Raw genomic sequence first — 16,563 nt, 5'->3', positions numbered from 1 at the left:
GTCTAAAAAGCGTTTTGACTGTTTAATTGAGATTGGATAGATTCTGCTAACTGAACTATAGTAGGTTTCTCAAATAGGTTGAACAAGGGAAGTTTTACTTGCAAAGCTGACTGTAGTTTGCATATAACTTCAAGAGTTTGAGCAGAATGTCCTCCCAGTTCAAAAAAGTTGTCTTGAGTGCTAATCTGCTCTATCCCCAAAATTTCCTTCCAGATAGCTAACACAACTTCTTCGATAGAATTTTGAGGTGTAACAAAATCCTTCGATATTGGAGATCCAATAGTTGGGGTGGGCAAACTTGGATGTTCAGATATTAAGATAAGTTCAGTTAAACGTTGGTTATAATTGCTCGTTATTTTGTCCAGCAAAGTCTGGAAATTATCAACCATCTTGGTAATAGTGGCAGCTTCAAATAAATCGGTTCTGTATACGAGCAAACCATCAATACCTGTTGATGTTTCTTCGAGCGTTAACTCTAAATCAAACTCTGCGGTATCTTTTGTATCTCTAGCAATAAACTGCTCCTTCAAAGTGAGATTTGCAAATTGTAAATTATCCTCTGGAGTATTTTGAAAGACAAACATTACTTGATTGATTAATGTGTAACTGGGGTCTCTGGCTGGCTGGAGTTCTTCTATTAGCTTAATTAGGGGCATTTCTTGATGAGCGTACACACCCAAAGCTACCTCACGCACTCGGCTAAGTAGTTCCCGAAAGCTGGGGTTTCCTCCTAAGTTGGTACAAAATGGCAGTAAATTGACAAAGAAACCAATCAGTCCTTCAGTTTCCACTCTGGTGCGATTGGCAAGGGCGCTACTGACAACGATCTCTTCCTGTCTTGTATAAGAGAAGAGTAATGTTTGGAATGCTGCCAACAAGGTCATAAATAGGGTTACGCCTTCCTGTTGACTCAGTACCTTCAGCGCATCGGTTAATTTCTGGGAGAGAATTATCGGTTGGCCTGCGCTTTTAAAGGTTCGCGCTGGTGGACGGAGATGATCAGTTGGTAGCTTCAATATTGGCGGATTAGTGCCTAAATGCTTTTTCCAAAACTGAAGCTGAGACTCTAAGACTTGTCCTTGTAACCACTGCCTCTGCCATTGAGCAAAGTCGGTATATTTGATCGGTAACTCAGTCAGAGGTGACGACTTACCCTCACAGAAGGCTTCGTAAACTTTTGCCAGTTCTTGAGTTAGGACACTAAAAGACCAACCATCAGCAACAATATGGTGGGTGACGGCAACGAATAGATACTCTTGTTCATCCAAACGCCAAAGTTTGCTGCGTAATAAAGGGCCCCGTGCCAAATCGAAAGGATGCTTAATTTCCTGTTCAGCTTGTTGTGTGGCTTGAGCTTCGCGCTCAGTTTCGGGGAGGTGCTGAAGATCGATTACTGAAAAGTCAAAGACAGGATCGTTAACAACAGCATAAACAACTTGGCCATTTTTAACCTGAAAAGTCGATCGCAATGTCTCATGTCGCCGGACAATTTCTCTTAAACTCTCCTCTAATGCTTTCTCATTGAGCGCACCTGTGATGCGATAGACCAAAGGTAAATTATAGATGGAATTGCCTGGATAAAATTGGTCAAAAAACCACAACTCTAGCTGGGTTAAAGAAATTGGTATTAGTTCGTTTTGGGGGGGGAATCGTTTTAAAGATAACTCCTGCCTGTCTGGCGCTTTAGCTGTGGCGATTTTTTGGGCTAAAGGTGCGATCGCTGGAGACTCAAATAAACTCAAAAGGGGTAATTCTATCCCAAATGCTTTGCGCGTTAAAGCAATAACCTGAGTTGCTAGTAAAGAATGTCCCCCCAAATCAAAGAAGTTATCGTAAATGCCAACTTGTTCTAACCCTAAAACATCTCTCCAAATCCCAGCCAAGATTTCTTCGGTGGGAGTACGCGGTTCAACAAAAGTTTGACCTAATTCCGGTCGGCTGGTTGTTGGTTCTGGGAGAGCGCGACGGTTTACCTTACCATTAGGGGTTAGCGGGAAAGATTCCATTTCGACAAAAGCTGATGGAATCATATAATCTGGCAGTTGCTCAGTCAAAAAAGCCCGCAGTTGTTCGACTGTGATTGTCTCTCCCACAATGGGGACAAAGTAAGCGACTAAATATTTTTCCCTGGCACTTTCCCCATGCACTTTGGCTACTGCTTGGTTAATCTGGGGATGCTTGCTCAAAACAGCTTCAACTTCTCCCAGTTCAACGCGAAAGCCCCGAATTTTTACTAAATCATCTATCCGTCCCAAAAACTCGATATTCCCATCGGGTAGATATTGGGCTAAGTCGCCAGTTTTATAGAGGCGGGGATTGGGGACTGGGGACTGGGGATTGGGGATTGGGGACTGGGGACTGGCGAGAATTTCTGCTCCTCTGCTCCCCTGCCCCCCTGCCCCCCTGCCTCTTCCAAAGGGATTGGGTAGAAATTTTTGATTAGTCAAATCTGCACGGTTGAGGTAGCCACGAGCCAAACCATCACCACTCACGTAGAGTTCCCCAGGAACGCCAATTGGCACAGGTTGGAGATTACTGTCTAACAGATAAACTTGCACGTTGACAGCAGCTTTACCAATGGGTGGATAAATCGGCCATTCATCTGGCTTTTGGCTAAAAGTATAAGCTGTAACTAAGTCTGCTTCCGTGGGGCCATAAAAATTGTAGAGTGTACAATTTTCCAGACGCTTAAACAGCTTAATCATCGGCTGAGTAATTTGGAGTTGTTCGCCACAAGCGATCGCTTCCCTAATATTCTGAAATAAATGTTCTTGCTCTCCGTATATTTCCGCTAATTGCTGCCAAAGGCTAACTGGCAGAAAAACTTTACCAACGGGGTTGTTAGCAAGCAAGTGGATTAATTTATCTAAATCTTTGCGATCGCATTCAGGAATGATATACAGCGTCCCTCCGAAGCCCCACGCCACGGATATTTCGTGATAGCTGACATCAAAACTAAGGGAGGCAAACTGAAGCACACCAATACCTGTAGCCATTTTTGCCTGATGGTGTTCTACTAAATTGGTGAGCGATCGCTGGGTAACAAGAGTGCCTTTAGGAGTGCCGGTAGAGCCAGAGGTATATATGATATAGGCTAAATTATCACCTGCTACTTCAACTTGCAGATTACTCTCAGATTCTTTGGCGATTTCGTCCCCATCTTCATCTAACACAATTAGACGATGAGCCAAGTTGCCATCAAGTAATGACTTCCAACGTGTTTGAGTTAAGACGACTGGTGTTTGAGAATCGTTGAGCATAAACGCTAAACGCTCTGGGGGATAGGTAGGATCGAGGGGAACGCAAACTCCCCCAGCCTTAAGAGTTCCTAAGATAGCGATCGCAGCTGCTAGCGATCGTTCCACACAAATACCCACTGGAACATCTGGTTTCACGCCGAAGCGTTGCAAGTAGTGGGCAATTTTATTGGCTTGCTGATTTAACTCCTCATAAGTCAATTGTTGGTTTTCATATACCACCGCCAAAGCTTGGGGTGTTTTTTTGACTTGCTCCTCAAATAATTGATGGATGCAACGATTGATGGGATGCGCTGGTGAGGTAGCATTCCACTCGACTAAAAGTAAATCTTGTTCTGCTTTTGTTAATAGCGGTAACTCGCCTGGGGTGCGATGAGGATTGATGGTAATTCCTTCCAACAGAGTGAGGAAATGACCAGCCATGTGATCGATAATGTCTGCATCAAAGCGATCGCGATCGTAGTAAATTTTCACCGTCATTTCATCGCCAGGAATTGCCAGCAGTGTGAGAGGATAATTAGTCTGTCCCCTGTCTTGTAGCTCCCCGATGTTCAAGTTTCCAGGGAGTTGCTGCAACGTTACATTTACAGGATAATTTTCAAATACAACGAGGCTTTCAAACAAAAGTTGATTTCGAGGAACTTCACTCACGCCTTGAATATCTACCAGTGGAGTGTATGAATACTGCTCCCGTTCTATGTACTCTTGTTGCAACAACCCCAGCCAGCTTAACAAATCAGTTGTGTCAGAAATTTTTACTCGTGCCGGCAGAGTATTAATGAACAACCCCACCATCGATTCCACACCAGATAAACTAGCAGGGCGACCAGATACAGTAGTTCCAAAAACCACGTCAGATTCACCACTGTAGCGACTTAGTAACAGCCCCCAAGCTGCTTGTACCAAGGTAGCAAGCGTTAAATGATGTTGTTGGGCAAAAGATTTTAAAGTAGTTGTCGTCTCGGCTGATAGATGTTGCGATCGCACATCAATATTTTGCTGTTGGTGAGAACTCTGTCCGATTGTTCGCTCAACTATCAAAGGTGTAGGTGCAGTAAAACCCTCAAGATTTTGTTGCCAGAACGCCTTTGCCCCAGCCAAATCTTGCTGTTGCAACCAATTAATGTAATCTCGAAAAGGGCGACTTGGAGCTAAATATAACTGTTGCCCATTCTGAATTGATTCATATAAAGCAAACAATTCTTTGAAAATAATCGGCCAACTCCAGCCATCAACCAGCAAGTGATGAAAACTCCAGACAAACTCATAAGTTTCATCGGCCACCCGAATTAAAGCAAAGCGCATTAATGGAGCTTTGTCAAGTTCAAAACCTTGTTTTCTATCTGAATCTAAGAAAGAATTGAGACGTATTTCTTGCTCCTGCTGAGGAAACATCCGCCAGTCTAAATTAGACCAAGGCAAATTCACTTCTTTACGCACCACCTGAACAGATTGTTTACGATTCTTCCAAATAAAAAGAGTTCGCAAAGCCGAATGTCGCTCTACCAAAAGTTGCCAAGATCGTTCAAATATATTTGGATCTAAATTGCCATGAATAGTTAATTTAAACTGCTCAAAATAGATTGTCGATTCCGGCTCATAGAGAGTATGAAATAGCATACCCTCCTGCGTAGGTGAAAGAGGATAAATAGATTCAATATCTTTATTTTTACTTTGTTTTTGTGCAACTACCATTGTTTTTTAAAAATAATATTAATTACGTGATTTATCTCTCTTTCTTCTCTCTGTGGCCTCTGCGCCTCTGCGGTTCGTTTAAAAAAGTAATTGTTAAAAAGCAGAAGTTGACAATCCGCCATCAACTGGAATAGTAACACCCGTAATATAACTAGCACATTCTGACGCTAGAAAAGCAACCAAATTAGCAACCTCACTAGAAACACCGCGACGACCAAGAGGAATCATCTTATTCGTTCCTTCGATGATGGAATCAACAGTCCGACCTTCCTCTTGGGCGAATACTTCTAAATATTCTCTATGCCTTGGAGTATCAATCAAACCAGGATTAACACAGGTAACTAAAACATTCCACTTAGCAACTTGCGTAGCAACAGTTTTAGTAAAATTGATTAATCCAGCATTTGCCACACCCGATTTAACAAGACGACTAGAAGGTTCTTTACCTGATGTCCCAACAATATTAATAATGCGTCCCCATTGCTGATTTTTCATCGTCGGTAGCACCAAATTCGTCATGCGAATATAGCCCATTAACTTACCTTCAAAGACAGACAACCAATCTTCATCAGATAGATTTTCTACAGCTTCATTAGAAAATGTCGCCCCCTCAGAATTATTGACCAAGATATCAATTTTTCCAAATTGGCTGAGAGCTTCTTGGACTAATTTTTGAGAATCACTTGCATTTTGAACATCAGCACAAATGGGAATAACCTTTGTTTGAGAACTAACCAAACCTTGATAAGCTTGTTCTAATCGCTCAGAATTTCTCCCACAAATTATTAACTGACAACCTTCTGCCGCCAGCTTTTGGGCAACGCTATAACCTATGCCAGCACTTGCTCCTGTCACTAAAGCTACTTTCTGTGTTAATCCTAAATCCATAATAAATATCCTTTATGAAGTAGTTAGCGATCGCACTACATCTGTCTTTAAAAAAGCATCTTTAAAAGAGAAATTAGAGCGAGGTTTAATCAAAACTTCAATCACAGATACTGTTTCATCAGAAGGATTATGTCCTCCATAAAGAGCGTTAGCAGGAGCATAATAAACACTACCATATTTTAAATTCTGCTGTTGTTCTTCTACTGCGATCGTCAATCGAGCGTTAAGAACTATTCCCATTGTTTCATTACCAAATTGGCGAATTGGGATTATTCCTTTTGGAGGAATTTTGGTGATGACAATCTCAAACCAAGAACCAGCAACAGACTGACACTCAAAACCTGTAATTTCATCTTGAGTTGGTGAAACTTTCAGAATAGCCTCCTCAGCTTCCTCAGAATTTGTGATGCGTTTCACATCAAACGCTAATGCTGTTTCTGAAAAAGGGTTTTTAGAACCATGAAGAACATTAGAACCAGCTACATAAACTTGCCCAAAGGGTTCGAGAATTTCTTTTGTCCCGTTGAGGTTAAATTCCAAACGTCCCGCAATTTGCATTCCAATTTGACTTTCGGGATGTCGATGTAATTCAAAAGTAGCTCCTGGGGGAATAGAAGCTAATTGCACAACTGTGTCTTGACATTGAAATGCGATTAACTCTACATCAGAATTAATTTTGATGGTTTTTGGCTGAGGAAAATATTTAGACATAACTTTTTGCTAATTTAATTTTTTCTGAAAAATCGACCAACTCATACGGATGTTTCCATAGATTGAAATAAATTCTAAATCGTAGGCTTTCACCGCATTCTCATTAGTGATAGCAAAATCGGCTAAACCCTGCATTACCTGCATCGCTGAATCGCTGGTAGAAGGAGACAAATCCACTTGTATTTGTGTTTGATCTTGAGAGTCTGGCAAGAGTTTTGTTAACAGAGGTAGAGGAGCCGGATGGGTAACAATTCTAGAACCATTGAAAACTACCTCTTTATTTTTTTTCTTAGCCAATCCATAAACTGGAGTAGGAAATATAAAAATGAAGCCTAAATCAAAACTTGGCTCCATGTAAAACTCATTAATTCGGTCGTAAGCATGAGGCACTAAAGCCATATCTACTTTGTCTTGTAGTAAAGCTTCTTTGACATCTATAAAAGTATCAAATAACTGAGTTGATACAGTAAATTGTTCTGAGAGCAGATGGTTAGTTATATGCTTGGCAGCGTAGTCGCTACTAGTAGCATTAGGCCCCAAAGTACCTATGACTAAATTTTTTGAAGGAGGGATACGAGGTTGAAATTCAATCTGAAATTCCAGCATAGTTTTTCCTGAGTAATCATCATGATATTTTTTGGTAGCGAGTCATTGGCAATTTGGTTATAGATAACCTCCAGGAATTTAGTTTATTTGCAGAAAACCTTGTTAAAACAGAAATCTACTTTCTAGATGTGAACGACTTTATTTAATTAATTTCTGCTAGCAGTTCGTCCAAAGCTTCTTGGCTAAACTCAACTTCTGGGAAATCAGAAGGAGTATAACCACCTGCCTCTGGAGTTAAGCAGTGGGCAATAATAGTTTCTAAGGTTTCTATATACTCATTAGCGAGATTTTCTACAGTGGCCCAGGAATGAAAATGCTCGCTATATTGCCACTCTAATTTCAACCTCCCTTCAACAACTAATCCATTCACAGTTAACAAATGGCGGCGCTGTCCTTTGGGGCTGTGAATGGAACCGCTAGACTCTTGGGCATATTTCCAGCCAAGGGTTGCTAACTGCGTTTGATCGAATTGACCTAAGTAGTTAAAGCTCACCTCAGCTTTGGGGAACACTTGTAATTGATTGCGATCGCTCTCATCCAGGCTAAGATATCGCCAGATGCCATAACCAATACCCCGGTTGGGAATACGTCGCAGTTGCTCTTTTACCGACTTGAGAACCTTTCCGGGATCGTTGCGATCCTCAAGTTTTAAGAGAACGGGGAATATACTAGTAAACCAGCCTACCGTGCGGGACAAGTCCACATCCTCAAACAAGTCCTCTCGTCCGTGACCTTCTAAGTCAATCAGTAGGGAGTAAGAACTTGTCCAACGAGTGAAAGTTTGCACCAATGCCGTCAGCAGGACATCGTTAATTTGGGTGTTGTAGGCTCCGGGGACATCGTGCAACAGGGCGCGAGTCTGTTCTACACTCAGGTATACAGATACAATCCGACTAGAAGCTACAGTGTTATCTTGAGCAATAGCAGCATAATCCAACGGTAAAGGAGCAATTGGGAACCGCATTGAGTCCAGCCAATAATTTAGCTGTGAATGGAGTTCTTGACTGCGGGCATAATCCTGCAATCGAATTGCCCAATCCTTAAAGGATGTGGTTTTTGTAGGTAGTTGGATAGTTTTGCCAACTTCTAATTGTTTGTATGCCTCAGATAAGTCTTCTAGCAAAATCCGCCACGAGATGCCATCGACAGCCAAGTGATGGATGACGATGAGTAAACGTGCGGGAGAATTGCCTAAGTGAAACAGAACGACCCGCATCAGCGGCCCATCTGCTAAGTTCAGCGTGCTTTGTGTTTCGTCCGCTTTTGCTTCAATCGCCTTTAACCATTCTGCTGGGGGCAGATATGACAAATCTGTAATGCCCAACGATACTTCATCGCTGGCATCACTGTTGTACTGCTGCCATTGCCCCTCCTGCTGCACAAACCGCAGTCGTAAAGCATCGTGATGGGAGAGTAACTTTTGTAATGCCTGTTCTAGTAATTCCGGTTGCAAATTTGCGGGAACTTCTAGCAGGAAGGATTGGTTAAAGTGATGAGGTTCCGGCAGATTTTGCTCAAAGAACCAGTGCAGAATCGGTGTTAGAGGGACAATCCCTGTAACTAAACCTTGTTCTGATTGAACCGAGCTAATTATACCAGCAACAGGAGCTAATTCAGCAATTGTTTGGTGTTGAAATAGTTGTTTTGGAGTAAGTTTGAGTCCAGCTTGATTAGCTTTAGCAATAATTTGCATACTAATGATCGAATCCCCACCCAATTCAAAGAAGTTGTCGTGGATGCCGACTTGTTTTAGGACTAAAATATCCCGCCAAATCTTTGCCAAGACTTCTTGAGTCTGGGTGTGAGGAGAGACAAAGCCAGTGGATTCATCGGACTCGAACTCCGGTACTGGTAATGCCCGACGATCTACTTTCCCGTTGGGGGTAATCGGCAGAACTTCTAGAATTGTGAAGGATGCAGGAACCATGTAACTGGGGAGCTTTGACTTGAGAAACAGGCGTAGCTCATTACTGGTTGGCTGTGTCAATTCTGGGATGATATAAGCCGCCAAACTTTTAACACCAGGTATATCTTCTCTAGCGATCGCAACAGCATCCCGTACCTGGGGGTGTTGAGTCAAAATAGCTTCAATTTCCGAAAGTTCAATGCGGAAGCCGCGAATCTTGACTTGGTGATCAATGCGACCCAAGAATTCTATATTGCCATCAGCTTGGTAGCGAACCAAATCGCCCGTCTTATACAAGCGATCGCAGTTTTCTGTTTCCCCCTTGCCCCCTACTCCCTGGTTACTGAGCGCAGTCGAAGTATGCCCCCTGCTTCTATTAAAAGGGTTACGAATGAAGCGTTCTGCGGTTAGGTCGGGACGGTGGAGATAACCCCGTGCCAAACTCTCACCGCCGATGTGCAATTCGCCTATGACACCAATGGGTACAGGCTGCAACAGGGAATCCAGTACATAAACTTGGGTGTTTGCGATCGCTCGCCCGATCGCAGGTGGTAAGTAAGCTTGTTGTCTTTTCGGAACAGTACCGGATGTTGCGACTACAGTATTCTCCGTTGGCCCGTAATTATTCACCACCTCAAAGGGATGAGAAGTCGAAGGATATTGATGAAGTTGATCTCCACCCGTGAGCAAAGTTCGCAAAGCAGCATTGGCCGGCCAATTTAATGACAGAACTTTCTCGGCCATTGGTGTTGGTAGAAAGCTAATGGTTATTGCCTTTGACAACAGCCAGTCTCGCATTTGCTCAGGGTAAAGCCGGGTTTCATCATCGGGAAAGTGAATACTAGCTCCCGCCGTCAGATAAGGCCAGATTTCCCAACCACAAGCGTCAAATGCTACTCCAGCAACTTGTGTTACTCGGTCAAGGGACGACACGGCAAAAGCTTGTTGATGCCAAAAGACGAGATTTAATAATCCTCGATGTTCAATTTGCACTCCTTTGGGTCTGCCGGTAGAACCAGAGGTATAAATCACATAAGCTAGATTGTCAGTTGTGACTGTGTGGAGTAAATTTTCTGTTCTTGCGCTGAAGGTTACGCTATCAAGACAAACTACCTGCGCTTGATGTGGCGGCAAGGTTGTAACCAGACTTTCCAGGGTCAGTAGCACCGATACCTGAGCATCTTCTAGCATGAACGCCAACCGCTCTTGGGGATATGCTGGGTCAAGGGGTAGGTATGCTCCACCAGCCTTGAGAATGCCCAGCAATCCTACTACCATTAAGAGCGATGCCTTCGGCAACGTCTTCGACGAACGCTCAATGCAAATTCCTACTAAGATTTCTGCACCCACACCTAAAGTTTGCAAATAATGCGCCAACTGATTCGCGCGATCGTTCAACTGTTGGTATGTGAGGGACTCATTCTCATAGACTACTGCGATCGCATTTGGTGTTTTTTCTACCTGTTCCTCAAACAACTCATGGATGCATTTGCTCTTAGGATAAGGCGTATAAGTATCATTCCATTCCACTAACAACTGATGTCGCTCTTGCTGACTCAGCAGTGGTAATTCACCAATGGATTGATTTGGATTAGCAATAATCGCTGCTAACAAAGTCTGGAAATGACTTGTCATCCTCGCAATGGTATCTGGCTCAAATAGGTCGCTGTTATATTCCCACGAACCTATCAGTCCTGCTTTTGTCTCCCAAACGGCCAAGGTCAAATCAAACTGAGATGTTCCACGTTCTACAAATTGAGGAGTCAGGGTGACATCAGGCAATTCTAATGTATCCAACAAGAAATTCTCTAAGACAAAGACCACTTGGAATAGGGGATTGTAGCTGAGAGAACGTTCTGGTTGCAACGCTTCTACCACTTGTTCAAAAGGAACATCTTGGTGAGTGTAAGCGGAAGTTGCAACTTGCCGCACTTGAGAGAGAAACTCATTGAAACTGGGATTTCCTTTGATCTGGTTACGCAGTACCAATGTATTGACAAAAAAGCCAATCAATGATTCTATTTCTCTGCGGTTGCGATTGGCAATGGGGCTACCAATGCAGATATCATCTTGACCACTGTAACGAAACATTAAAACGACGAAAGCCGCCAGTAGGGTATGAAATAGGGTAGCTCCTGACTGTTGGCTGAAGGTTTTGATTTGCTTGCTCAAATTCTGGTCAATTTGAAATTCCTGGGTAGCACCACAGAAAGTCTGAACGGCGGGGCGTGGTTTGTCTGTGGGTAGTTCTAATAAGGGTGGCGCATCGGCTAACTGTTGCTTCCAGTAATTTAGTTGCTGTTTTTGAATTTCCTCAGTCAACCACTGTCGTTGCCAAACTGCAAAATCAGCATACTGGATGGGCAATTCAGCCAGAAGCAAAGGGGAATTAAGAGTAAAACCTCGGTAGAGAGTGGACAATTCTTGGATGAATATCCCCATTGACCAGCCATCCGTGATTATGTGGTGCATGATCAATACCAGGACATGGGACTCCGATCCCAGGCGCAGTAAAGTAACCCGCAATAAAGGGCCATTACTCAAATCAAAAGGCTGGCGAGCTTCTTTGGTGACAATCTGTTGTACTTCTGATTCTTCTAAACCTTGCAAGTCCAGCACTGGTATGTTGATTGTCAAGCTAGGAGAAATGATTTGCAAGGGTTTCCCGTCAACTGCGGGAAATGTTGTCCGTAAAATTTCGTGACGGCAGATGATTTCGTTGATACTTTGCTGTAGAGCTTCTACGTTGAGTACACCTGCAACGCGCAGCTGTAAACCCTCGTTATAAAATGGGCTTTGGCTTTCTAATTGATAGAGAAACCACATCCTCTGCTGGGCAAAAGATAAAGGCAACTCTTCAGAGCGTTCTATAGATGGTATTGGCTCAAAGGAAGAGTCTGTTGCAATCTGAGCTTCTTCTAGAAAAGCCAGGATTTCTGATTTGCGCCCTAGCAATTTATTTTTCAGGTCTGGGTTCATCACTCCCTTGGGAGCGCGATAATTTAACTGGCCGCCTTCCAGCCAAATTTTTATGCCTAAACTATTTAAATAAGATACAAATTCTATTATTGTCATTTATAGTACGCCTCCCTCATATTCTTTTTCTGCGTCATCCATAGCTGCATTCCATTTGGTGACAACAGTTTGTAGCGCCTCCAGACTTTCTCCCAAACCAGCTACGGTAGGCGATGCAAAAAAACGATTGGGCGACAATTCAACAGAAAAAGTCTCACGCAACCGAGAAATGACTTGGAAGGCTAGCAAAGAATTTCCTCCCAGTTCAAAGAAGTTGTCGTGAATGCCGATTTGGGGTATTCCTAAAACTTCTTGCCAGGTTTGAGCTATTTGCCGTTCCGTTTCGTTTCGGGGAGCGATCGCTCCTATACTAGTCATACCCCTAGCCAATAATTCTCGATTAATTTCGCCGCTAGCAGTGAGGGGCATTTGTGATAGTTGCACGAAGTCACAGTTGACAGTTGTTGTGAAGCGATCGCGCACTGTAAAATCTGATAGCTCTGGTACGGCAGAACCGTTACTCGTAGTGAAATAGGCAGTTAATTTCTGTAACCCTGGAAACTCCGAGGTAAAACGCCGAATTTTGGCATTACTGCCATCTAAACCGACTATCAGCTGTGGTTGGTCATGATATAAACCAGCCAAGAAGGAATACAACCCTTGTTGCAGGCTCATCTCATAAAAGCCTTGAGCGTGGGTGATTTCTTGCCTCTGATAACCCTTGTTGATCCCTGTATCATGCCAAATTGTCCAAGCAAAGCAATAGTTGTGCAACCCACCAATAGAACGTTGGTATTGATTAAAGCTTTCCAAAAAATTGTTAGCAGCAGCATAAGCGGAAATGGTAGCGCCACCAAAGAAACTTGCTAAAGACGAAAAGCTAATGAAAACCCCCTGTCCTTGCTTCTCTAAAACTTGATGCAGTACCCAAGCACCTAAGACTTTGGGTCGTAAGATTGCAGCTAAACTTTGTGGTGTTTCATCCACTAGCATTTGTTCCTGGTAAGTTCCCGCCAGATGAATCACCCCATCCAGCTGACTTCCCCAGTTAGCCTTGACTTTTTCTACCACTTGTTGCAATGCTTGCAAGTCGCAGATATCCACTGCCTCATAAACCACCGATCCCAACTGCTTTAATTCCTGGTAAAGCTTTACTTTTTCTAATATTTCCGTAGAGACGTTGGATGTGATATTTTCATTTGGTAAATGAGTCCGACCTACTAATAATAATTTGGCATTAAAAAACTTAATTAGATATTTAGCAATTTCAACTACAACACCCCCAAGCCCACCACTGATTAGATACATCCCCCCTGATTTAAAGGGAAGTTTTTGCTTTGGTTTATCTTCCAGATAAACTTTTTCTAAACCTGCAATCAAACGCTGCCCATTTCGATAAGCTACCTCTTGCTCTTTTGATAAAACCTGGAGTTCTTGTAGAAGATAGTTCGCATTCACCTGTATCAAATTTGGTGTCAAATCGATGTGACGACAATTTAACCAGGGTATTTCCTGGGGGATAGTTTTAATTACACCGAGAACAGGAGATTTTTCATAAGCTATCTTGTCTGTTGGTTGCGTAGACTGGGTGTAGCTAGAAACAAACAATAACTGAACTAAATCTTGGAAATTCTGAGTTTTTGCTAGGGCTTGAGTAAGAAACAATAAACTGTAAATTCCCTGACTTTGGGCTTTTTCAAGAGCTTCTATGCTTTTTATTTCTCCTTGATACTCTTGATAATTCCACAAATGGAGAATTTGACCAATTGTCAGGTTATCTGCTTTTATGGTATCAAGCAATAGCTGATAATGATCTGCATTTCCAGGAGCTAAAAAGAAGTGATTGGGGCTTTTTTTAGCAAAATATGAACCAGGTGAGACACACAAACATGGTAGGTTTTGCTGTTCTAGTTGCTGACAAATAAATGTCCCCAACCCTAACTCGTCAAGGAAGACTATAGTTATAAAATTTGAGGATAAAGTCTTCAAAGCCTTGGCTTGCTTGGGTCGCCAGACTTTTTGGTAAAACCAATCAGGAATAGTGTTGGTATTGCCTAGTAAAATATCTAATCGTTTTAGAATCGGGTTAAACTCACCTGCATGGAAGCGATCGCTAAGTTGCGATCGCTGAATTTTACCAATAACGGTTTTGGGGATATCTTCTTTAGCTAATAAAATTAAATAATCAGGATTTAAGCCGATTTTGTTCACCACTGTTTGGCGAATTTTCTTTAGTAGCTCTAGCAGTTTTGCTTCTTCTGTAATCGGCGAACTGAAGAAAATAGCCAGTTTCTCTGTTGCATCATCAGCATTGCATACTGCACAAGCGGCAGTGTAGGACACTTCAATTTCTGCAATTTCTTCAACTACTGCTTCAATTTCATGGCTGTAGTAGTTGGCTCCATTGATGATAATAGTTTCTTTGGCACGACCAGTAACCACCAATTGTCCGTTGGTAATAAATCCTAAATCTCCAGTATCAAACCAGCCATCTTTTAAAAAAGATTGATTGTTGGCATTGTGGTTGTTGTAATATCCTGGAGAAACTGCATCGCCTTTAACTTGCAAACGCCCTATGGTGTCTTCTCTTAATACAGAGTTTTGCTCGTCTACTATGCGAATGGTAATTCCAGGAATGACTGAGCCTAAATCGGTAAAAGTACTGTAATTTGGATGGTCTGTTTCTACTCGTTTAATAGTACCTTGCAATATAGATTTGTCTACTCTATGGAACAACAAAGGTGCTTCCTGAAGGGGCTGATAATATGTAATTCCCGAACCCATCTCAGCCATACCAAAGGCTGGGCGAATTGCCGTTGCTTTGAGTCCATATACAACCAAGTTTTCTCGAAAATCCTCCACAGCTTTACTAGATACTGCTTCACCAGCTGTCAGTAGAAATTTCACGAACGATAAGTTCCAGTTTTGTTCTGGTTCTTGTTTGAGAGAGTCATTAACTATCGCATAAGCAAAGTTGGGTGCCCAGCTATGAGTAACCTGGTATTTATTAATTAAATCCAACCAGTTGAGAATGCGACCCAAAATATATTCTTTCTGTGCATAAACCAGCGTGCAACCCAATTCCACACCACGAATATGCCAGTCGGAAATGCTGCCAATGTGATCGAACGGCAGCCAATTCAAAATTACATCTTCTGACTCGTGTTGATTAAGTAGGTTAGCCCCTTTGGCGCGAGCAATGAGATTTTGATGAGTCAATTGAACGCATTTTGGTATTCCTGTACTGCCAGAAGTCAGGTTGAAAAGAGCTACCTCATCTGGTTGACTATGGTGATATTGTTTACTGGCAGTATTGTTTTTTAATACTTCAATTGTGCCTATCTTGATGCGTTCTACTGGTAGCCATTCTGATAGAAATTCTATCTCTGGTTTGAGAGCTTCTGTAGTTAAGATAACTGGACTATCTAAGAACTGCCAAATATGACAAAGCTTATCCACCACCTTGTTTGATTCTCTATAAGTCGGTGGCACTTCCATGATTACGGGGACAAAGCCTCCCAATATACAGCCCCAAAAAGCGGGAATAATGTCACGGCTAAGTTCCATCTGCAATATGACTTTGTTTTTTGGCTTAAGTCCCAACTTTCTCAAACCAGCAAGAATCCGCTCTGCAACTTCCAGTAACTCAGCGTATGATTGGCGTAGTTCTGTGCCATCGGGCAACAGGTAAATAATTCCCGCACTTTTAACCTGTTGCGCGGCTGTTTGCAAAACTTCGGGCAAGGTAATAGGTGCATTGGGATCATCCGGTAGAATACCGCCGTGGCTGATGGCAAGTGGCTTTGGCTCTGAGAAATGTTGTTGTGTATTGGCTTGGGAGCCTATGGGAATTGGGACAACGTTAGCGATGGGCAAAACCCCGCCTCCGGCGATCGCATTCTTGTCTTGCCAATCTGGGATCAAATCCGATAAATGGAGTGAGGGGATATTCTTTCTCAACTCCTGCACCACTACCACTGCCTGTTCAATTTTGTGATGCGAGTTTAATTGCTTTTCTACTTGCTCAATTAAACTTTCATCAACAATAGGAATGTTCATCAGAGCCAATTCGTCTACCTCTCCTGTGGCAGTTAAAGGTATATATGATACTGGTACTATGGCTTTGGGTAATAATGCTTCCCCGGACACATTTTGAAGATAAGAGCAAATTTGCTTTAGCGAGTTATTTGAGCTTGAAACAATATATGTTACAACTTCCAGTGGATATGTTTTATTCACAATCACTGTGCATTCCTTTAATGGAGCTTTCTCCAATAAAACTAATTCAAGTTTAGTTTTTAGTTGTTGTATTTTCTTCAAAAATAAACTATCTTCTTCTAAAAAATTCATTTTTTACACTCTTTACTATAATTTAAATATACTTAAAAATTACAAGTTTATACTTACTAATCTATAATTTAGGCAACCGAAAAGCTATTGTAAACACTACTCTGTTTCATATTGCAAAATATAAATTTTGCTTTT

At 42.3% G+C, this 16,563-nt stretch carries 6 protein-coding genes; all 6 read right to left on the bottom strand.

Going from position 1 to position 16,563, the window contains the following annotated elements; genetic code table 11:
- Positions 1 to 2: 2 nt before the first annotated feature.
- The gene (locus tag GJB62_RS02195; protein ID WP_114084438.1) at positions 3 to 4,952 is read right to left on the bottom strand and encodes a non-ribosomal peptide synthetase; all 4,950 of its coding nucleotides are present in this window, start codon (positions 4,950 to 4,952) and stop codon (positions 3 to 5) included.
- Between the two features lie 93 nt (positions 4,953 to 5,045).
- Complete coding sequence (locus tag GJB62_RS02190) at positions 5,046 to 5,840, bottom strand: SDR family oxidoreductase (RefSeq protein WP_114084437.1); 795 nt, start codon at positions 5,838 to 5,840, stop codon at positions 5,046 to 5,048.
- Positions 5,841 to 5,852: 12 nt separating this feature from the next.
- Positions 5,853 to 6,551 (bottom strand): cupin domain-containing protein, encoded by a 699-nt coding sequence (locus GJB62_RS02185; protein WP_114084436.1) that lies wholly within the window; start codon positions 6,549 to 6,551, stop codon positions 5,853 to 5,855.
- Positions 6,552 to 6,560: 9 nt separating this feature from the next.
- The gene (locus GJB62_RS02180; RefSeq protein WP_147262558.1) at positions 6,561 to 7,157 is read right to left on the bottom strand and encodes a LysR family transcriptional regulator; all 597 of its coding nucleotides are present in this window, start codon (positions 7,155 to 7,157) and stop codon (positions 6,561 to 6,563) included.
- A 142-nt stretch (positions 7,158 to 7,299) separates the two neighbouring features.
- Positions 7,300 to 12,138, bottom strand: a complete 4,839-nt coding sequence (locus tag GJB62_RS02175; RefSeq protein WP_114084435.1) for a non-ribosomal peptide synthetase — start codon at positions 12,136 to 12,138, stop codon at positions 7,300 to 7,302.
- A complete protein-coding gene (locus GJB62_RS02170; RefSeq protein WP_114084434.1) occupies positions 12,139 to 16,428 on the bottom strand; it encodes an SDR family NAD(P)-dependent oxidoreductase in 4,290 nt (1,429 codons plus the stop codon). It lies immediately after the preceding gene.
- Between the last annotated feature and the right edge of the window lie 135 nt (positions 16,429 to 16,563).

The sequence above is a fragment of the Nostoc sp. ATCC 53789 genome (genome assembly GCF_009873495.1).
In the GTDB taxonomy this organism is placed as follows: Bacteria; Cyanobacteriota; Cyanobacteriia; order Cyanobacteriales; family Nostocaceae; genus Nostoc; species Nostoc muscorum_A.
This window is presented reverse-complemented; position numbering and strand designations above follow the sequence as displayed.